General features: G+C 48.9%; 23 protein-coding genes. 18 read left to right on the top strand and 5 right to left on the bottom strand.

From position 1 onward, the window contains the following. The first annotated feature begins 7 nt into the window (after nt 1-7). The 15 genes from PVA01S_RS04820 to PVA01S_RS04750 all read left to right on the top strand — a co-directional run bounded on the left by PVA01S_RS04820 (nt 8) and on the right by PVA01S_RS04750 (nt 12321). On the top strand, nt 8-199 hold the full coding sequence (locus PVA01S_RS04820) for a hypothetical protein (protein WP_054795259.1): 192 nt from the start codon (nt 8-10) through the stop codon (nt 197-199). A 78-nt stretch (nt 200-277) separates the two neighbouring features. Beyond that, nucleotides 278-1504 carry a hypothetical protein gene (locus PVA01S_RS04815; protein ID WP_127605613.1) on the top strand — a complete coding sequence of 409 codons (1227 nt, stop codon included), beginning with the start codon at nt 278-280 and terminating at the stop codon, nt 1502-1504. A 429-nt stretch (nt 1505-1933) separates the two neighbouring features. Continuing rightward, a complete protein-coding gene (locus PVA01S_RS04810; protein WP_127605611.1) occupies nt 1934-2797 on the top strand; it encodes an alpha/beta fold hydrolase in 864 nt (287 codons plus the stop codon). 2 nt (nt 2798-2799) lie between these two features. After that, nucleotides 2800-4260 (top strand): 4-hydroxyphenylacetate 3-hydroxylase family protein, encoded by a 1461-nt coding sequence (locus PVA01S_RS04805; protein ID WP_127605609.1) that lies wholly within the window; start codon nt 2800-2802, stop codon nt 4258-4260. 13 nt (nt 4261-4273) lie between these two features. Beyond that, nucleotides 4274-5062 (top strand): SDR family oxidoreductase, encoded by a 789-nt coding sequence (locus PVA01S_RS04800; protein WP_054795256.1) that lies wholly within the window; start codon nt 4274-4276, stop codon nt 5060-5062. 17 nt (nt 5063-5079) lie between these two features. After that, nucleotides 5080-5598, top strand: coding sequence for a cupin domain-containing protein (locus PVA01S_RS04795; RefSeq protein WP_127605607.1), 519 nt, complete (start codon nt 5080-5082; stop codon nt 5596-5598). 13 nt (nt 5599-5611) lie between these two features. Then, the gene (locus tag PVA01S_RS04790) at nt 5612-6493 is read left to right on the top strand and encodes a VOC family protein (protein WP_127605605.1); all 882 of its coding nucleotides are present in this window, start codon (nt 5612-5614) and stop codon (nt 6491-6493) included. Further along, nucleotides 6490-6753 (top strand): hypothetical protein, encoded by a 264-nt coding sequence (locus PVA01S_RS04785; protein WP_127605603.1) that lies wholly within the window; start codon nt 6490-6492, stop codon nt 6751-6753. Before PVA01S_RS04790 ends, PVA01S_RS04785 begins: the two co-directional genes overlap by 4 nt. A 13-nt stretch (nt 6754-6766) precedes the next feature. Beyond that, nucleotides 6767-7708: a 3,4-dihydroxyphenylacetate 2,3-dioxygenase gene (gene hpaD / locus PVA01S_RS04780; protein ID WP_127605601.1), complete on the top strand. Its 942-nt coding sequence runs from the start codon at nt 6767-6769 to the stop codon at nt 7706-7708. 501 nt (nt 7709-8209) lie between these two features. After that, a complete protein-coding gene (locus tag PVA01S_RS04775; RefSeq protein ID WP_127605599.1) occupies nt 8210-9556 on the top strand; it encodes an aromatic ring-hydroxylating oxygenase subunit alpha in 1347 nt (448 codons plus the stop codon). Nucleotides 9557-9604: 48 nt separating this feature from the next. Further along, nucleotides 9605-10123: an aromatic-ring-hydroxylating dioxygenase subunit beta gene (locus tag PVA01S_RS04770; protein ID WP_054799067.1), complete on the top strand. Its 519-nt coding sequence runs from the start codon at nt 9605-9607 to the stop codon at nt 10121-10123. 59 nt (nt 10124-10182) lie between these two features. Beyond that, the gene (locus tag PVA01S_RS04765) at nt 10183-10950 is read left to right on the top strand and encodes an SDR family NAD(P)-dependent oxidoreductase (protein WP_127605597.1); all 768 of its coding nucleotides are present in this window, start codon (nt 10183-10185) and stop codon (nt 10948-10950) included. 23 nt (nt 10951-10973) lie between these two features. After that, on the top strand, nt 10974-11231 hold the full coding sequence (locus PVA01S_RS04760) for a YciI family protein (RefSeq protein ID WP_127605595.1): 258 nt from the start codon (nt 10974-10976) through the stop codon (nt 11229-11231). 52 nt (nt 11232-11283) lie between these two features. After that, nucleotides 11284-11490 (top strand): hypothetical protein, encoded by a 207-nt coding sequence (locus tag PVA01S_RS04755; protein WP_054795247.1) that lies wholly within the window; start codon nt 11284-11286, stop codon nt 11488-11490. Between the two features lie 168 nt (nt 11491-11658). Beyond that, a complete protein-coding gene (locus PVA01S_RS04750) occupies nt 11659-12321 on the top strand; it encodes a GntR family transcriptional regulator (RefSeq protein WP_230876004.1) in 663 nt (220 codons plus the stop codon). An 80-nt stretch (nt 12322-12401) separates the two neighbouring features. Here the strand turns inward: PVA01S_RS04750 and PVA01S_RS04745 are convergent, their stop codons facing one another. Further along, nucleotides 12402-13199: an exodeoxyribonuclease III gene (locus PVA01S_RS04745; protein WP_054795245.1), complete on the bottom strand. Its 798-nt coding sequence runs from the start codon at nt 13197-13199 to the stop codon at nt 12402-12404. 140 nt (nt 13200-13339) lie between these two features. On the opposite strand from PVA01S_RS04745, the gene PVA01S_RS04740 reads away from it, so the two are divergent. From PVA01S_RS04740 to PVA01S_RS04730, 3 genes are all read left to right on the top strand, one after another. After that, nucleotides 13340-13507, top strand: a complete 168-nt coding sequence (locus PVA01S_RS04740) for a XapX domain-containing protein (RefSeq protein WP_127605591.1) — start codon at nt 13340-13342, stop codon at nt 13505-13507. 76 nt (nt 13508-13583) lie between these two features. Then, nucleotides 13584-13742 carry an anti-repressor SinI family protein gene (locus PVA01S_RS04735; protein WP_127605589.1) on the top strand — a complete coding sequence of 53 codons (159 nt, stop codon included), beginning with the start codon at nt 13584-13586 and terminating at the stop codon, nt 13740-13742. Nucleotides 13743-13897: 155 nt separating this feature from the next. After that, a complete protein-coding gene (locus PVA01S_RS04730) occupies nt 13898-14233 on the top strand; it encodes a helix-turn-helix domain-containing protein (RefSeq protein ID WP_054795244.1) in 336 nt (111 codons plus the stop codon). 123 nt (nt 14234-14356) lie between these two features. Here the strand turns inward: PVA01S_RS04730 and PVA01S_RS04725 are convergent, their stop codons facing one another. The 4 genes from PVA01S_RS04725 to PVA01S_RS04710 form a co-directional block, all read right to left on the bottom strand. After that, the gene (locus tag PVA01S_RS04725) at nt 14357-16582 is read right to left on the bottom strand and encodes a hypothetical protein (RefSeq protein ID WP_230875988.1); all 2226 of its coding nucleotides are present in this window, start codon (nt 16580-16582) and stop codon (nt 14357-14359) included. Between the two features lie 31 nt (nt 16583-16613). Further along, nucleotides 16614-17420, bottom strand: a complete 807-nt coding sequence (locus PVA01S_RS04720; RefSeq protein WP_127605587.1) for a response regulator transcription factor — start codon at nt 17418-17420, stop codon at nt 16614-16616. Nucleotides 17421-17490: 70 nt separating this feature from the next. Beyond that, nucleotides 17491-18951, bottom strand: coding sequence for a glycosyltransferase family 2 protein (locus PVA01S_RS04715; protein ID WP_127605585.1), 1461 nt, complete (start codon nt 18949-18951; stop codon nt 17491-17493). A gap of 13 nt (nt 18952-18964) precedes the next feature. After that, the gene (locus tag PVA01S_RS04710; RefSeq protein WP_127605583.1) at nt 18965-20161 is read right to left on the bottom strand and encodes a HEAT repeat domain-containing protein; all 1197 of its coding nucleotides are present in this window, start codon (nt 20159-20161) and stop codon (nt 18965-18967) included. Nucleotides 20162-20188 lie beyond the last annotated feature (27 nt).

Below are 20188 nucleotides of genomic sequence, written 5' to 3'. Positions count from 1 at the left end.
GTTGTAGATGCGAATTAAAGTCGAATTGTCTATTGGTGGTCAAATAGCAAAGGTAGATGAACTCGTGCTCGAGGAAAACAAGCTTGGCGAGCTCATGGACGAAGAGGTCGAACAAGCGATCGAAATGAATATCCGCAACTGGGTGGATAAGATGATCAGCATTCATTGGGAAGTCGTAGAGAAAGACGAAACGCAATAACAGGACTGAACGGTGCGAGACACCGCACGTAACTTTTCACTTGAATTTTCGTCTAAATAGGGAAAGGAGGTGAGTGATATGACCAAATGGTTCATCTTGCTGCTGGCCACAGCCATGGCCGTCCTGTCCGGACCGCAGCTCTCTCACGCAGAGCAGGAGCTCGCCGCGCCAAGCGTTATGCCTTATGTAACCTTGCTTGACGACTTTACGCTGTATGCAAGCAGCGAGACAAGACCGGATGAGGCCATCGGCGCGCTGAGTGCCCTCCAATCGGTACATCTAGCCCCGATCGAAAGCAGCAGGCTGCTTGACATCACACGTATGGATAAGGTGCGGATTGAGACGTGGCTTGGCGAAGCATGGATTAACTTGAAGGAAGGCTCCTACAAGTACGGCAAGCTGGAGCTTCAGGAGCAGACGCTGACTTTACTTGAACAGGAGACCCCAATATATGAATCACCGATGAAAATGACAGCGTATGGACTTTCTCCGCAACAGGTTCAGGCGGTTGCTTCCATCAGCGTGTGCGATCCTTACACCCCCTGCTATACGAACGCGAACGATAAGTGGTATTTGATCCAGACCTCCTGGCTTGGAAACAAATGGATTCGTCCGTATCATTTTGCCGAGAAATACAAAGGGGATCCGGTCGAAGGCATGATCGCGATTGCTCAGGAGAGCGAGGTGTACCTATTTCCCTTCGATAATCCGATGACTGACGAGCCAAAGCTGCCTCCTCAGGTGGTGAAGCCTGTCGCGAAGTATATTCAGCAGACGCGCATGGTTCCTCCAAGCGTCTGGTACCAGATCGATACCCCGAAAGGACTGAGATGGATCCACCTTGACTCTTATGGGTACGGATTTGAGGGTGTAGAAAGCGTCGACCTTAAGCTGGACATTCCCGTCCCATTCTACTATTACAGGTCACCCTTCGACTACTACGCGGAGCCATCGGAGCAGCAGCAGCCGCAAGCCGTTCATGTGATTGGCAGAAGAGACGGCTGGTACTTCGTGCTAGCGGACGATTCAGGCAAGTGGATCAACCCGGCCAAGGAAATCGCCTCGCAGTTGACAGGGGATTTTGAGAACGATGCCAAGCTCGGAGTGAAGCAGAGTAATGCCCGCCTCGACCTGACCGAATCATCGATTGCACTCGATACGCCTTATGTAGACAGTTCGTTGCTGAACAACGCGCTAACCTTCACACCGCAAACCGTTACCGCTTCACGCGTATGGACGTCCCCTAACGGGGAGTCCTGGTATTACATCCATACGTGGCAGGGCCCTAAATGGGTACGGCCCTGAGCAGGCGTAATCCCCGTGCGCGGACACTTCATATTTCTCATGAAATGCATGTTTTACGCAAGTATTCCAGTTGGATCATGATCACACAACTATGTAGTGATGTCCGCCAAAGAAGCTGGTTAAATACCGTGAGGGCTGCCACATGGCAGTCCTTTGCTGCGCTAACGGACAGACCTCAGCCTCATTATAGCGCTTTCTATTCAATTGAAAATTCAAAAACCGGTTGACAACAAACAACTAAGATATTAGTATATCAGATATAAGGAGGTGATGTGGCCTCACTATAGGAAAATACCAAAAGGAAAGCAGGTGTTATCAAAGCAGAGCATTAATCGATACCCGCGTTCAGGAGAAAAAAGCGGTTGCATAGAAAAGGAAATTATGGTATTCTATTACTAAGATACTAGTATACCAAAAATGAGGTGAACCATGGGAGAGAAGGTCGGCATGTGGTCACAATTAGCGGGTGTCCCTTTAAAACAGGACTATATCAATGTAAAAGGAATTAGAACGCGCATATTGGAAGCAGGAGAAGGAGATCCTCTCATCTTCGTTCACGGTACGGGTGGACATCTTGAAGCATATGCCAGGAACATAGGGAGACTGTCGGAAGACTTCAGGGTAATCGCTTACGATATGGTTGGACACGGATATAGTGACAAACCTGATAGACCGTACACCATCGATTATTTGAGTGATCATCTGGTTGGTCTGGCGGAGGCTTTGGGATTGCAGAAATTCAATCTATCCGGGGAGTCATTGGGAGGATGGGTCGCGGCTTGGACAGCCGCTCATTACCCGGATCTGGTCGATAAAGTGATTCTAAACACTCCCGGTAATATTACCAATAAGCCGGAAGTCATGAAGAAAGTAAAAGATTCCACAATTAGCGCTGTAGTGGAAGCGACTTATGAAAATGTAAGATCGCGGTTGGAGTGGTTGTTTCTTGATAAGAGTTTTGTGACGGATGAACTGGTGAACATTCGTTATCAGATATATACCCAACGGGAGTTTAAAAGGGCAGTCTACAATATTGTGTGTCTACAGGATTGGGAAGTCAGGAAAGATTATGCCTGGGGGCCTGAATGGTGCGGAAAGATCAAGTGTCCAACTTTGCTGTTATGGACAGATAACGATCCCACAGGGACGGTTGATGAAGCATTCATATTAAAGTCATGGATACCTAGCAGCCAGTTATATGTAATCAGCGAAGCCGGCCACTGGCCGCAATGGGAGAAGCCTGGAGAGTTCAATGACGTACATCACAGATTTCTTAAGGAAGGAAGATTGTAAACATGGGGGCAAGAAGAGGAACGGACTATATACAAAGGTTGAAGGACAATCCTCCGGAAACTTGGATCGGCAATGAACAAGTAAAGGATCCAACAACCCATCCGCTTGTAGCGCCGGCTGTAAAATCGATAGCAAGACTGTATGATTCACAATGGGAAAAGGATAAGCGTTCTTATATGTTGTCGAAATCACCTAAAACGGGCGACCTAATCGGTACCTCTTTTCTTGTTCCGAAGTCGAAGGAAGATCTGGTCCGCCGCCGGTTGATGCATAAAGATTGGGCGGAAGAAACGTTTGGGATGATGGGGCGCTCCACTGATTTTATGAGCGCCATGCTGACAGCATGGTATATCCATGCGGATTTCTTTGGCCCTTACGCGGATAATGCCCGGAATTATTTTGAATATGTACGGGAAAATGATTTGTATTTAACCCATGTGCTGATAGATCCTCAGGTAGATCGCGGTAAGGCGCCGTCTGAACAGCCGGATGAATTCACATATCTGGGAGTCGTAAGAGAAACGGATGCCGGTATTATTGTTCGCGGGGCCAAAATGCTGGCTACCGCAGGCCCATATGCGGATGAGATGCTTGTGTGGCCGTTCCATTTGCGAAAACCAACCGAAAAAGATTACAAATATGCAATTTCCTTCGCGCTTCCTCTAAACACCCCCGGCGTACGATTAATTGCCCGAGAGTCTTTCGTCCGCCAATCCGTATTTGACCATCCGTTGGCTTCGCGGTTTGATGAACTGGATAGTGTAGTTGTATTTGATGATGTGCTGGTTCCATGGGAGCGAGTGTTCATCTATCAGGATGTTGAACGTGTAAACACGATTTGGAAACTAAATTCAAACGCATTTACGGGGCATCAATCCGCTATCCGTTTGCAAGCTAAGCTGCAGTTCCTGGCTGGACTCGTCATGAGAGCGACCGAAATGGTGAATACCAATCAATTTCCTCATGTTCAGGATATGATAGGTGAAATAACCACCTATATTGAATTAATTAGAGCAGCGGTACATTCTTCAGAAGCTACCAGCGAACAAAGTCCTGACGGCATCTATTTACCGAATGTTACTCCTTTGTATGCGATTCGAAATTCGGGTAACCGTTGGTACCCCCGCGTCAGGGAGATCATTCAGTTTGTGGTCGCAGGCGGGTTGATGTATCAACCGGCAAGTGTGGATGTGTTTAATAGTCCGATTGCAAGTGATGTCCGCAAGTATTATCGGGGAGCCGAAGTGACAGCCGAAGAGAAAGTGAAGCTGTTCAAAGCCGCTGCGGAGATTGCTGTTTCAGACTTTGGATCTCGCCATGAATTATATGAGCGCTTCTATGCAGGGGATCCGATGTTCCTGCGTATTCAAACACAATATTCCGGTTATGACAAACGGGAACCTTTGGCTCTGGTAGACAAAATGCTTGCATCGTATGGGATTGAAAATAACAGCAAATTATAGGTGGGATATGCATATGGATTTAAAAGGAAAGAAAGCGTTGGTCACAGCTTCAAGCTCAGGTATTGGTAGAGGGATTGCGGAACGGCTTGCAAAAGAGGGAGCTACCGTATTTTTAAGCGGTATTGAAAGGGATCTGCTTCCACAAACAGCACAGGAAATTCACAGGGAAACAGGTTCGCAAGTGTTTTACCAACCCTCCGATTTCACAAATCCGGCTTCGGTAGATGAATTGGCGAGCGCAGCAATTGCCGAAATGGGCGGCATTGACATCCTTGTCTACAATACCGGAGGCCCCAAACCGGGCAGCTTTCTCAACTTGAGCAGTTCCGATTGGGATTTCTCTTATCGTCTAATTCTGGATGCTGCAATTCGTCTGACAAGAGCGGTGTTGCCTGGCATGCAGGAAAATCAGTGGGGACGTTTAATATATATGACATCATCCTCTGTGATTCGTCCGCTGCCTAACCTTCACTTGTCCAATGTAATGCGGGCTGGTGTTAAAGCGCTTTCGGAATCGCTCGCTTGCGAAGTAGGGCCTTACGGCGTGACAACTAATGTGATTGCGCCAGCTCATATCGATACGGATCGCATCCGGCAAATCGCTGATTACAGAGCGAAACAAGCAGGGATACCTCTAGAAGAGGTTCTTAGGCAAGACCAGGAGAGCATTCCTGTCGGACGGTTCGGCAAGCCGGATGATGTGGCCTCCCTCGTAGCATTTCTTGCTTCGGAGCACGCTTCCTTCATAACAGGTCAAACCCATGTTATTGACGGGGGGTTCACCATTGTAAGTCCACTCTGAACTGGGGAGGTAAAGAAATGCATCATGGGAACAAACCGACAAGCGAACAAAAACTGAATTCTTTCTTTGCCAATTTAAAAAAGTTGAAACAGCGTGACCATCAAGAAATTTCTTCCGATGGTCTGGTCGTGCACTCCGAAGACGCAATTTGGCTTGATAGCCAAGCAACAGGGAACCCAAGTGAAATTGGAATTTTAGTAGATATTCCTGCCAAATCGTTGGAATTTTATTTGCAAAAAATACCGGCAAACAGCAGTTCAGATCTGCAGCGTCATGTTCATGAATCGGTCCATTATGTAATCGAAGGGGAAGGCTATTCGGAAATCGGCGATCAGGTTGTAACGTGGTCAAAGGGAGATTTTGTTTATACTCCTCCATGGATTTGGCATCGACACTACAATCCGCATTCTGCTGAAGTACAAATGCTGTTGGTTGAAAACTCCAGAGCCTTGGACGCACTTGACGCTAATCGCCGGGAAAGTCTAGGGATGGTTAGTTTTGAACAATATTTTAAAAATAATAGCGTGAAAAATTAAGGAGGTATAGGAAATGGGGATTTTTAAATTTGCCAACGGAACAATTAATGTCATCGATTTAGCAAAATCAATTGAATTCTACCGCGATATTATCGGATTGCATGAAATTGCAAGAGAGAAAGATACGGTTTATTTCGGCTGTGGGGCTGATCATAACTATGACCTAGCCATTAAACAAGGTGGAACAGGTTTAGACCTTTTTGCACTGCAGGTAGTGAACGAAGAGGATCTCGGCTATTTTGAGAAAAAACTGTCATCACTGGGCGTACCCAGTCAACGTTTGACGGATCCGGAACCAGGGAAAAAGGCAGCGCTGCGGTTTGCGGCCCCCTCGAATCACCAAATGGAACTGGTACTTCTGGATCACCGGCCCAAATACATTCATCCTGTAGTGGGCAATAAAGGAAGCAGAGGTCTTGGTTTGCTGGATGCCGATCATATCACGGTACATACCAAGGACGTCAACGGATTTGTGCAATTTTTGAAAGATGCTCTTGATTTTAGCGTCTCCGATGTGTTCGAGCCGGCGCCCGGCATATGGGGAGCAGCGTGGACGCATGCTTCCGATTACCATCATGACGTGGCTGCGATAGGCACTCCGGAACATACGACCCTGCATCATTACGCATTTCAGGTAAACGGTTTAGAGGATATGAAGCGGGCCGCAGATTTGCTCGCGCAGGCCGGTTATAAAATTGAAGTTGGTCCGGGAAGACATTCGGTAGGCGGCAATCTGTATACGTATTTTATGGATCCGAGCGGAAACCGAATGGAGCTGTCTGCTGAAATGCCAAGAGCGGATCACGCTATTTCCCATAGAGTGTGGGAGGATTTCCCGACCGCATTCAGTTCATGGGGGGCATTTCCAGTCGAATCATTCGGTAAGGGGTCTTGAGGCATTTAATTGAAATTCATGGAGAAACAAAACCGCAGTGTATTTGGACTCAAACCTGTAATCGCTTTCATTTTGATCGATTGGATTGGCCTAACATCGGTTTGGTGCTTGAAAGAAACGGTAATGTTACCGGTACGGCTGCTGGTGCAGCCGTGCTGGGACACCCGGCCCGTGCGGATGCTTGGTTAGCCAATAAATGGTCGGAATATTTGATTATAGAAGATCAATTCGCCAAAATTATAATTGCCCATGTGGCGTGAAGGAGACAGTAGGATGATTTTACGACTGGGACACACGGAACTTTTCGTTACCGATTTGGAAAAGGCCAGGGAATTTTATGTTGATGTATTGGGCTTTCGCGAACATGATTCTGACAAGCAGCATATATACTTGCGGGGGGTAGACGAGTTCGATACCCATACGCTTACGCTTACGAAAAATAGCTACAGTGGACTAGGTCATTTCGCTCTGCGGGTTTCGGATCCTGAAGATTTGGAACGATTGGCTCACCATCACAAAAAATTGGGAATTCCGTATACGAGGGTACCCGATGGTGCCGAGCCGGGGCAAGGTGCTTCATTGCGAATCGTGGAACCGAACGGACATCCGATTGAATTTTACCACGACATGCAACAAATTGATATATTTGACGAAACCGGGCGGTTAAAAAGATTGCCGATGCGTTTTACTCATACGGATAAAGGAATTCCACCGCTGCGGATCGATCATGTCAATTTGCGTGTAGCCAGTGTTGACAAGGCATTAAATTACTGGAGAGACGAATTGAATTTTAGTGTTTCTGAATATGTGGAGCGGGACGGAGAAACTTTCGCAGCGTGGACCCGGCGTTTCCCTGGTACGCACGATGTCGCACTTGTGAAAGCAAGCGGAGCGGCATTGCATCATGTGGCGTACACGGTGCAGGGGCCGGCTGAAATTATTCGAACCGCCGATCTGCTGGCTGATGCCGGCTATCAAGATTCGATTGAATACGGACCGGGACGACACGGTTTGAGCAATGCGTTCTTCTTGTACATCCGCGATCCGGATGGGAATAGAATGGAAATTTATACCGGGGATTATTTACGGGATCTAGATATGCCGCCTGTAAAATGGACCTGGGAGGATTACAGCACCAGAGGAAGACTTTGGTGGGGAGCCGCTCATCCTGAACGATTCCAGGAAACAAGACCGGTCAACCAGAATTGGCTGTAACAGGCAGCAGGCTGCTGAGATATCCGTTCATTTCACTCTTACGTTTTCCTTGCTGAAAATTAAGACGTTAGGAGGGTTCGGCGCTGGGCTTTGTGTTTCTCTTCCATTGGTTCCCGAGCGGGGTAGTGCCATAGCAGCCGGTTGGTCATATATTGACTATCTATATCCATCTATGTATAATGAAATTATTGAAGTTGTAAGCGCATACACAATCTCCCGAAACGTTCTAATATTCTAGTATTTCAACCAACTCGCAATTGCTCAACAAACAACAAACAACAAGCAACCCCAGCGCAGGAACCACCGCCAGCACGATCGCTATCTTACACTACCTTCACAGCAGTATTCTACACACTCAACCAAGCCGCACGCTAAAGTCAGCAAGCAAAGAACAGCTATCCATATCGGAATCCAAGAAAATTAATAACCGATTTAAGATTCTAGAATCTGAACTTAAGTCAAAACGTAATCCGTTGATGAAGAGAAGGGAGCGATTAACAAGTGACAATTCCAAAAAAAGTGGGCGAAGATGTTTGTTTATCGGATGGTACAAAGGTTAAAGATTTGTTGGATTTGGATGAAGGGTATATCTCATCGCGAGTCATCGGTGATCCCGAAATTCATCAGATGGAAATCGAAAAAATATTTTCCAAAATCTGGATTCCTGTTGCTCATGAATCTGAAATACCGAATAAAGGCGATTATGTCTTGAGATTTATTGGAAACGAAGAGGTGATTGTTTCGCGTTCAGAGGCGGGTGTCGTCAACATTGTACTGAACGCTTGTACGCATAGAGGTTCTCCTGTATGCCGCTCGGAAATGGGAAACTCTTCCCATTTCAGATGTCCTTACCATGGATTTACGTTTAAACAGAATGGAGATCTCATCGGAGTTCCGGCCCATAAGGAGGCCTTCGGTGATGGCTTTGATAAAAGTCAGTACAGTCTGGTAAAGGCGAGGGCCGCCACCTATGCAGGGCTTATTTTTGGGACCTTTAACGAATCAGCTCCTCCTTTAGAAGAGCAGTTGGGAAGCTTGAAGTGGTACCTGGATATGATGCTGCAGCACACGAATGAGGGCATGGAAGTGATCGGAGCACCACAGCGTTGGACCGTAAAGTCGAACTGGAAGCTAGGTGCCGACAACTTTGTTGGGGATGCTTATCATACATTTATGACCCACCAGTCAGCTGTGCAATTAAAGCTTGTTCCGAGTGGGGATCCGAAGTTTGCGTTCTATGGCGTACATGTTTCTTGCGAGAATGGAAATGGTCTTGGATTGATCGGCGGTCCACCCGAATATGAGCTTCCGCCTTTCTACGGCGTTCCCCAAGATATCGTCGAAAAGATTGAACAGAAATTAACACCTGAACATCAAAAAGCGTTTAGACGACTCGCTTATATTCATGGAAACATATACCCGAACATGTCGTTTGGATATTTCTCTTGGGCAACGGAAGATGGAAAGCATCCGGGTTCCTATTTGACATTAAGACAATGGGTACCGAAAGGACCACATGAAATGGAAGTCTTCTCTTGGGTGCTTGTCGAGAAAGAAGCACCCGATTGGTGGAAAGAGCTTGCAAGAGAGACGTATGTCCGAACATTTGGATCGAGTGGTATGCTGGAACAAGATGATACGGAAATGTGGAAAAACATTACTCGGGCCACCAAGGGATATATAGCGCAATCGAAATTAAAATTTATTTATCGCATGGGTATTGATCGAAAGCCCGAGCAAGGCGATTGGCCAGGGCCAGGAACGGTTTATCAAGGGGATTACAGCGAGGCTAACCAATTGAACATTTGGCATCAATGGCAAAAATTATTGACCGACAGCAATGAATGATCATCTTTCAACACCAATTGGAAAATAACATGCAGAGGAGGAGAGTACATGCATTCTACCAGCATTAGAATTGGAAATCCTGTTTATTTCGAAATTGTGGAATTTCTACAAAATGAAGCAGAAGTACTGGACAGCGGGGACTTTCGGGAATGGTTAAACATGTTAGATCAAGAGATTCAGTACATCATGCCTGTAAGGACGAATCGCGAGCGAGTACACGGAGAAGGTTTTATTGGAAATATGTATCACTTTGAGGAGAACTTTGCTTCTCTGAGGAAAAGGGTAGAGCGGTTTGAGACGGAATTTGCTTGGGCGGAAGATCCGCCGTCTCGTACAAGAAGGTTTATCAATAATGTTCGTGTCGAGCAAACGGCTGAACATGAATTTAAAGTAAAGAGCTACCTTCTTCTAACCCGCAGCCGTGGTAACGAACCTGAATATGGCCTTATTACTTGTGTTCGTAACGACATCCTGACGCGTGCCGGGCAAGAAATTAAATTAAAAACAAGAGAAATACTGATCGATCAAACGACATTAGGGATGGACAATATAGCGGTCTTTTTCTAAATCTGATGGTTCAGCAATGATTCTGAGATTGGATATGAATCCACTGGGAGGAACCGAAGTTGACAAATCGATTAGCAAACAAAGTCGCGTTTATTACGGGGGCAGCAGGAGGTCAAGGGCGAGCGGCGGCAGTTGTTTTTGCCCGTGAAGGAGCGAAAGTGGCGGCCATCGACATGGATGCGAATGGTCTCCAGGAAACGGTCAGGCTAGTAAGCGAAGCAGGTGGTGAAGCCATCGCTATTGAATGCGATGTTACCCATGAAGAACAAGTCAAGCAAGCGATTCAAAAGACGGTGGATGCTTTTGGGAAGTTGACTACGATTTACAACAATGCAGGGATTGCTCATAAAAACTTTATGATATCGGTAGAAGACACAAGTGTGGAAGAATGGGATAAAATTCAAAATGTAAATACAAGAGGGTTGTTCTTTGTATCGAAGTATGGCATTGCTGAACTATTACGCGCAGGCGGTGGAACTATAATCAATACAGCATCCACAGCTGCCTTAATCAACAGTCCAGGCGGTCCTTCCTATTCCGCATCTAAGGGAGCCATCATTTCGTTTACGCGTCAAGTCGCTGCATCCTATGCGAGAAAAGGGATTCGCGCTAACGTCATTGCCCCGGGGTATGTAATTACAGCGATGACGAAGGCCATGGAAGAAGTTTTGCCAGAGTTAGACAAAGTGGCTTCCGAAGCAACTCCCCTTGGCAGAGGAGCACAGCCGGAAGAAATTGCGAATATTGCTCTTTTCCTGGCTTCCGACGAATCTTCGTTTGTCACAGGTTCTGTGATTGTCGCCGATGGAGGATTGACGATCGTTTAAAACCAGTTAAGGGAGTGGTTTCCATGTGGTTAGTTCAATTAGGTATAAAAAAATCGATGGATCAAATCGATCCGACATGGTTTGAACAACATAATAACCGCAATCAACAATTACGCGAAAAAGGCGTCATAGCGGCTAACGGGCCCTTTGCCGATGGAAGCGGCGGTTGTATTGTTTACAACTGCTCAAAAGAGGAATTTGTGTCCATTATCGAATCCGATCCCTTAGTTGTCAATGGCGTTGTTGACTACGAGTACAAGGAATGGAACGCTGCGTTTTAAGCGAAATCAGTAGCGGTCTGTACTTGCGTAACTCATAGAAAGGAGGAGGAAAATGCCAGCCGAACCGCAAATTATAGTGGGTAATGAGTTTACCCAAGTGCTCATTAAGAAGGTATATACAAGAAACGGAGAGAGGTTGGAAATTACTTCGCCAAAGTTAAATCAATCGATTCTACTCGATCCGTTAGCCCTTGAAAGCTTGACCTGGCAGGAGCCTGAAGTGTTTACGGAATTTTTAGCTAAACCATTCGGTAAATAAGGCTAAATATGAACAAGTAGCCGTGTCCTTCGTAGATCTCTTTAGATCTACAGGCCACGGTTTACTATTATTTACATAAAATACCTTAATTTGAGAAATTTATGATAAAGAGTTATAATATCCTATTATGTTGAGAAGCTTTACATGGAGGACGTCGCAGTGAATAAAATGGACCTATCCTTGTCCAAAACCATTCGAACCTATGAATATATAAAAGATGGCCTGAAGTCCGGAAGATGGGTTTTTGGGGATGAAATATCGGTTGTTGAAGTAGCAGATGAGCTTGAGGTTTCCAGGCGTCCTGTCATCGATGCTCTAAAGAAACTGGAAGCGGAGTATTTTGTTGAAATTGTTCCGCAAACCGGGTGTCGTGTAAAGAAGTATTCACAGGATGAAATGGCTGACCATTTTTTGACGGTTATGGCCCTGGAGGGAATGGCAGCTTATTTGGCTGCACAAAGAAGAGAAGACCGGGAGGTCAATGAATTATATTTGATCAATGAACAACTGGAAAAAGTGATTAATGAAAGATTTTCCAGGGATAGGTATTTTCATGAGAACCGGGAGCTGCATTATGTGATTTTGAAAATGTCCAGATCGGAAAAGCTGTTAAGTATGACGAAGAGTCAATGGGATTTAAATGATTTTTTCCTTTGCAACATCCCTTTATTTGAACAAAATCTAAACCGTACAATCACTGAGCATGAGATGATCATTGAAAAGATTGCAGATAAAGACGCTGTAGGTGCACGGACATTAATGGAAACGCATATTCATACCTTTGCAACACTCGTTCAAAAGAAAATCGTGCCGAACTCGTCATCACTGTAAAAATAGTTTTGAAAATAAATAAAAACGGAGCCGCGCGGGTTCCGTTTTCTATTTGCATAAAGCGGGCTCGAGATCGTCGGCTACTGATTCACAACGCTGACCGGACCGGCACCCTCGTTCAAGTTATCTGCGATTGTCAGGATAACAGGGCAATGATCGCTGCCTGTAACATGGGCATCAATCTGTGCGTCAAGTAAGGAGGGAGCAAGTCTTGAAGAGGCGAGGAAGTAATCGATTCGCCATCCGATATTCCGCTCTCTCACCTTAGGCATATGCGACCACCATGTATAGGCATCTGCCTGGTCGGGGTAGAAATGTCTGAAGGTGTCGATAAAGCCGGCATCCAGCAATTGGGTCATTTTGCTTCGTTCTTCCGGGGTAAAGCCAGAGTTGTTACGATTGGACTTCGCATTCTTGAGGTCAATCTCGTGGTGGGCCACATTGAGATCACCACAAATAATAACAGGCTTATGTGCATCCAACTGCTGAAGGTAGCTTCGGAACCGGTCTTCCCATTCCAGTCGATATTCCAGCCTGGACAGATCGCGTCTTGCATTCGGCGTGTATACATTGACTAAATAGAAGGCGTCGAACTCCAGCGTGATGATCCGCCCCTCAGGTTCTTGATCCTCCTCCAAGCCGAATCGTACGGAAAGCGGTTTGATCTTTGTTAATACAGCAGTTCCGGAATACCCCTTCTTAACGGCGTAATTCCAATACTGATCATACGCCGTACCATATTCCAGACGAATTTGCCCTTCTTGCAGTTTCGTTTCTTGAATACAGAAAATATCGGCGTCCATTTTTGTAAAGTAGTCGTTAAATCCTTTATTCACACACGCCCTTAAACCGTTAACATTCCATGATACCAGCTTCATTGTCGTTCATCTCCTTGCAGCGCACGTTTCTAGTAGTATATCATATTTAGACATGCCCACGGTTGCATGGATAGTAAAAAGGATATGATATCTATAACATCGAATTTCAAATCAAGTCGGTTGATAATGGAGTGAGCAGAATGAGAGAATGGATACTGGCCCTGCTGGCAGGGCTTATCGTTGGATGCATTTTTAAGCTGCTCAAATTACCGCTTCCAGCCCCGCCTGTCCTGCCCGGGATACTGGGCATCGTAGGCATATATTTGGGCGGTATCCTCACGCAGCGCTTGTTGGAATGGTTGAAATGATAGACCCGCGTAAAATAGAACTTGGACACGAATAGTATGGTGCGTCAAGTTACCGGAAATCTGGAGGGACCGGGCTATGTCCGTAAAACAAACGCTTGTACCCAACAAGAACCTGGACGAGAACTGGGTCTACCTGATGATCGCAGCTCGCGATTCAGGGCTTTCCACGGAGGAAGTCCGGCAATTTTTCCGCGAATGCAAACAAAACGAAGATGATGATGAGCTGAAACGTTAACTTCAAGAGAGAAAAAAGCTGCGCAGGTAAACAAAATTTTTTTAACCTGTATTGATAGCGCTTACATGGTTATGATATAAAAAATAATCATCCACACTATGAACATTTTTTGTTAAAATATTGTTATACTGCAGGATGACAAAGGGGTCACTACCATGATTGGCAAGAAAGTCAAGCAGCTGCGCTTGGAACAAGGCTTTACCCTTACCGAATTGGCAGAGAAAGCGGGGGTAGCGAAATCCTATTTGAGCTCGATCGAACGCGAGGTCCAGTCGAATCCATCGATCCAGTTTCTTGAAAAGATTAGTGCGGTGTTGGGCGTTCCGCTGGAAACGTTTATTCAACATCACCCCCATCCTCATGAGCAGTTGGATGAGGAATGGCTTGGTCTGGTAAGAGAGGCCATGGATTCGGGCATCAGCAAAGAGCAGTTTGTGGAATTTTTGGAGTATAACAAGTGGCGCAACAGGCAGAAACGCTCCGAGGAATGATAGAGATAAAGCTGGTGCGGGCGAGTGAATGGTTGTACGTAAAGCCCCTATAACCTATGAGTTTCCGCTCATCGGCTATGGGGGCATTTTTGCTGCTTTAAGCTGTGCGCCGGTAAAGTACGGCTATGGTTGGGAAACGTGATCGTCAATCTGATGAAAAGCGTCCTTCATCAGGTCGTAGCTTTTCTTGAGGCGCTCGACGTACTGGACCTTGTTCCAGGCAGGCCATGTATAGGCCGGCAGCTTGGAGACAGGGTATTCGGCGCCGGCGTCTTTCACCAATCCGCGGACGGAACCGTCCGAGCGCTGAACGATCCAAGGAAGCAAGCGAATCCCTTGGGTTGTCGTGGCTGCCAGTTTACCATCCTTCTCGCCGTAGCTCATGACCTGTAGGGAACTGGGGTCGGTGAAACCGAGCAACATCCAGGGGATACGCATCTCTACGACGCTGCCCTTGGCCTGCCACATGGTTAAGGAATTGAAGTCCGCCGAGGCCGGATCCGTCGATCCGCGCTTCAGCATCCCGGCAGGTACATCCTGAAACGGATTGTACCGGGTGGAATCCGGCGGAATCTGCTCCAGACCCACGGCCAGCTTCCACGGGTTAAATATACCGGAATCGTCTTTCATGTCCTCGGGCTTGACCTTCAGCATCCCATACTGATTGCCGTATAACCGGGTGTGAAAATCGTAGTTAGATGCGATCTTCACTTGGCTTTCATTGTCTTTTCCGAGCTCAATGAGCGTTTCCAGCCCTTCGTCGAGCTTGACTCCGCCCAGTTCCTTCGCATGCCGGTTGCCGCCGGGAATCGTATCGACGCCGAAGTAGAGCTTCTCGCGCTCCGGATCAAACGGCTGCTCCAGCTCGCCCGCGATGTAGACGTAGGCCTCGTCATGGGTCATCCAAATGGATTTCCATCCCGGATAGCCGCCCGCGAGCGTTCGCTTCTCGTCCTCTTTAAGCGATTGCCAGTCGCTTGCGTCTCCGTCGATTTGGAGCGTCCCGGCCTTGCCGGACATCTCGGCCACCAGCCCGAAATGTTGTTCGTTCGTCAAGACGTTGTTCCACAGCTTGCGGCGGCTTTGCGGGATTTCGAAGTGCATCGTGTTCCAGGTGCGCTTAAACCACTCGTCCTGCCAGGAGAAGACGATACCTCCCGCCATGCCTGCGCTTGCAATATCCTGCAGGAGAGAGGCGTTGATCTGTCCCTGCTGCGTCTCGTCATGCCCTCCTTGATGCCGGTCTTTATTGGCCAGATGTCCGATTCCCAAAGAGGAAGGAACGCCGAATTCCGTAATCATAACCGGCATGTCCTTATGGTAGGCCTTCAACTTGGTCAAATAGCTTAAGTAGGTGTTGGCCGTTCCGTCCTTGTCCTTCATATCCATCAGCGTTTGATCCAAGAGGAAAAAGTCGGGATAGTAAGGATAAGCGTGAAAGGATGCAAAATATCCGGCAGGCCAGTTGTGCGCATTCAGGCGGGTCGCATCGACGCTTACCATATCCTCTTGAACGAGGACCTCGCCGGGATGCTTGAGCGGATCGGTTGTAACCCAATTCGTAAAGGTCAACGGATGCTTCCAACCGTTCTCCGACTCCAGCACCGCCAAATGGTCGAGCATTTCCGCAAGCCAGTTCTCAAAAGGGGAAGCGTTCGGTTTAGCGGAAATGTGGGTGCCTTGGAAGCCGGTCTTGTCTTTATGCAGGTCGTTGGTATTCTGAACCGTCTTCGGATCCCATTCCGTCCCGATATGCCACGCCAGCAAATAAGGGCCGGCATTGTAACGGTAGGAGCCGGTCGCCTTGCCGAGCCGCTCCGGAATATCGGCGGTCCCGTACACCGCTCCTACGGCATAGGTGATTTCGCTTTGAAACTCCGAGTAAATCGCTTCGAGGTAGGCGTCTTTTGATTCGATCAGCTCATCTTCCGGAGTCCATACGCCCTGAATGAAATAGAGCGGCTGGTCCGCATGACGCTGGTTGTATTCCACAAGCGCTTGATAAAAAACCGGCGTTAGAATCGTATATACCCGAATCGTATTGGCGCCGAGCTCTTGAATTTGTTTGAACCATTCCAAATACTTTTCCTTGCTGATCGGCAGCTCGCCCGGGTCATGCCCGGGAAGCGCAGCACCCACATTGACTCCTTTGACAAAAAAAGGAGTCCACTGCTGCTTATCGTACATCTCGATGTGATCCCCCAGCGTACGGAACTTGATTTGCGATCCGTCCGCGCTTTGGACGCTCTCCACTTTCTTGGTTGGCCAGTAATGCCAGACCAGGAAAAAGGCGACGGACAGCAAGGCAAAGCGCATCAGCCAGGCGATGGGTGAAGTGTTCCCTTTCATGGGCACGAACTCCTTTTATCCACAAGCTAAGTTAGGCGAGCAGCCGCCTGAGGCGCGCTTCAAGCTCCATGGGTGAGAATGGCTTCTTGATCACATCGGCGGCGCCCAGGTCAAAGCATTTGCAAATGTCCTGCTCGACGGTAAGGTCGGTCAGCACGACAACTTTGCACGCCCGGCTCTGGGTTTGCCGGATGCGGTGTATCACCTGGTAGCCGTCGAGTGCAGGCAGCGCCAGCTCTGTGATGACCAGGTCCGGCTGGACCGATTCCACGAGCCGGAGCCCTTCCATGCCGTCATGTGCTGGACGGACATCGTATCCTTGAAGTCCGAGCCGGACGTTCAGGAAATCGAGCAAATCGGCGTTCGGATCGATCATCACGACCGTCGGTGGTTCCGGGGATTGAGGCTGGCCCTGATAAACGGCGATGTCCGATTGTTCTTTCTCATCCAGCAAAGCCAGGAAGTCGATCAAGGTTTCATCGGAAGCGGGAGCGCTCTCCGGGAAGCTGGCAACGGCCATGGCGCCGTTCAACAGTCCGGCATCCTGCAGGTAAGCCTTGACCGACAGAGACACGAAATGGGTGAAAGCCAGCGATTGCCCCGGCAGCAGGATAGTCAATGTCCCTTCATCCGTTTCGTAATTGGCTATAACGGCCAGGTTCTCGTTCTCCTTGGCCAGACGTGTCTCCAAATCCTGAAGCCATATCGGGCTGATGCCGTGCGTTGAAGCTGCGATCAGTCCGCACTCCGTCCAAGGGACGGCTGCTTGAAGGACGCTGTTCATTCGATTGGTTAGACGTTGTGACAAGCGGGAACCGGTTAATAACGCATTGTTCATTGTTCTTTCACTCCATTTCCATTCATATTGAGGTGGCGATCATACGCACATATAGGGGAGCGGCCGTCCATTAGACGGCCTGTGCTTTGGTAGTCTTTTTTGAGGAAGAGGATCCGGCCTGATGGGCCGCTTCATCCTGCCAGCTGCGGCGTACCATGTTGCCCCAAGCATTATTGCGGCGAATATAATCCCACAGTCCGAGCAGCTTCCAGAGTGCATTGATTTGATCGTAACCGACCGCCATTACCACCGATAACCCGATCATGCGCAGCAGGTCGTACGTGCGAATGGGGCGGCGGAAAGCCAATTGTTCAATCAACAGCGACCCGCAAGTAAAGATCATGCCAATAAGCAGATTGACCAGCAGGAAGATAAGGAGCACCGGCAGCTGTGTCATGTCCAGCAATACGTATCCCGCGAGCGCCGCCAAACCGGACAGCCGGACAAAAGGATTCAGAATCTCGTACACGATGGTGTAGGGCAGGGATAACCAGCCGATCACCTTGTACTTCGGAATGAACAGCATCGCGCGGAATCGGCTGACGTTCCATAAGCTGCCGCGGATCCAGCGGCGGCGCTGGGCGCTGAGCACCTTCAGCGTGTCGGGCGCCTGCGTCCAGCAGACGGCGTCCGGACAAAACACGATCCGGTAGGGCAAATTGCGGTCCAGCATATATTTGTGAAGCTTGATCACGATGTTCATGTCCTCGCCGGGACAGTCCTCTTGATAGCCGCCCACTTTGACCAAGTAATCTTTGCGAAACAGGCCGAAGGCCCCGGACACGATAAGCAGCCCGTTCATAGCGCTCCAGCCGATCCGGCCGCCGAGGAAGGCTTTCATATACTCGACATATTGAAGGGCGGGAAGCCATTTGTTCGACAGCCGGACCGACAGCACGCGGCCGTCCTCAATGGTACTCCCGTTCGCGATCCGGACATTGCCCCCGACAGCAATATGCTGCTCGGGGTTTTCCATATAGACTTTAACCAATCGGATCAAGGCGTCTTTTTCCAGCAGGCTGTCGGCATCGATGGTGGAGACCAGCGGATATTTAGCAACATTAATACCGGCATTCAGCGCATCGGCTTTACCGCCGTTCGCTTTGTCGATGACGACCAGTCTGGGATAGAGGGGGTTGCGGTACGCTCCCCGGATCGGTTTGGATTGCACCAGAGGACGGAAGCCGGTCAGACGGGTCGGCTTCAATTCGAACGTATCCACCAGCACTTGAAGCGTCCGGTCGGCTGAGCCGTCATTGATGACGACGACTTCATACATGGGAAATTCCAGCGTCATTAAGGAACGCACGCTCTCGATGATGGTCAGCTCCTCATTATAGGAGGGGACCAGAATCGATACGGGAGGGACGTATTCCGAGCCTGCCAGCTCCCGGAAGCGCGAGTTCATGGTGCTTTTGACAATGGAGAGTATCTTCTGATGGGAGATCGCGAGTATGAATAAGTGCAGTAAACTGGATCCGATAATCAGATAAAAGGCAATGATTCCGTAGTTCAGCAAAAACGATCTCATCCGGGTCCCCTTTCTACGAGCTGATCCGGGGCCTATGGGATGGCCGGGACGCGCCGTGTTCACCAAGTGTTCGCCGGAAAATGAAATTCAGCCGGTTGTAGTGAGGCATTTGCAGCGCCTCCTGTGAAGCCGAAACCTCCGCTTGGTTCAGCTCTTCATGCACAGCCTCCCAGGCGGACTCGCGGGAGGCTCCGTTCTCGGAGCTGCAGGCCGTCTCGCACAATGCCTCAAAACCGGCGGAGCCGAGCTTGGATAAGCTTCTGGCGCTGTAATAGCGGACCCACCATTCCTCGTCGGCCATACTGCGGGTGAGCGCTTCGAGATAAAAGTCAAGCTGCTGTTCGCCCACGGCCTTGGCCGCAGCGGCACGGATTTCCCAATCCGGATGGCGGATCAGCTCGCCGATTCGCTCGAGCGGCAGCAGGTGAGGATACTGCAGGAACATTTTTGCCGCTTTGACCCGGATTTCTTTATGCCCGGACATGATCAACCGGTCCAATGCGCCGAACACATGCGGATCGTTTCGTCCGGAAAGACTGATCAAAGCCACCGTGAGCACCGCTTCGTTATTTTCGCTGCGAAGCAGCTCGGCAAAGAGCGGTGCCGGATCTAAGGAAGAAGAGGCGATAGTATCGGCGATAAGCTGATGAGCCTTGGGATGGTGTTCGGTAAGCAGCTGCATCAGGCGGCGCAAATCCTCGAGCGTTGCGGCGCACTTGGCGGCGGCGCGTCCGACGACGAATGCGGTCGGTTCGCTGCCTTCCCGTTCCAAGAGATTCAGCAGTTCACCGGTACATTCGGCCGCCCGCATGACACCCAAATGATAAGCGGCTTCCATGCGTACCCCGTGCCTGGAGCTGCGCAGCCGCTGACGCTCCAGCTCCACAAGTCCCAGATCCCGGCAAAGGGCGGTAAGCTTGCCCCGCTGCTCGCCGTCGATCGCCTCGATCCACTGCAGCAGCTTCGACTGAATGGCTTTCAGCTCTACGGGGGTCAAACGCCCGGGGGGCGGGAACAGCGCGTCCGCCCCGTGCATGTTGGCGCTAAGGTAAGTAAAGTAATCCTGATGCTTTTCCAGGCTTTGTTTCATTCGTTCGGTGATGGTCCTGTGCCGGCTCCGCAGCAGGAATAGTGCGGTAAAACCGCCGGCGATCGTCAAGCTCAAAGCGGTCAACACGGAGTCGGCCTGGTCTAATGGCTCCATCCACATACGGTTTATCCTCCTTACTCTCTATCC

Source organism: Paenibacillus validus NBRC 15382 (genome assembly GCF_004000985.1).
In the GTDB taxonomy this organism is placed as follows: domain Bacteria; phylum Bacillota; class Bacilli; order Paenibacillales; family NBRC-103111; genus Paenibacillus_G; species Paenibacillus_G validus.
The sequence above is the reverse complement of the archived record's forward strand: the minus strand, read 5'-3'. Positions and strand labels throughout refer to the sequence as shown.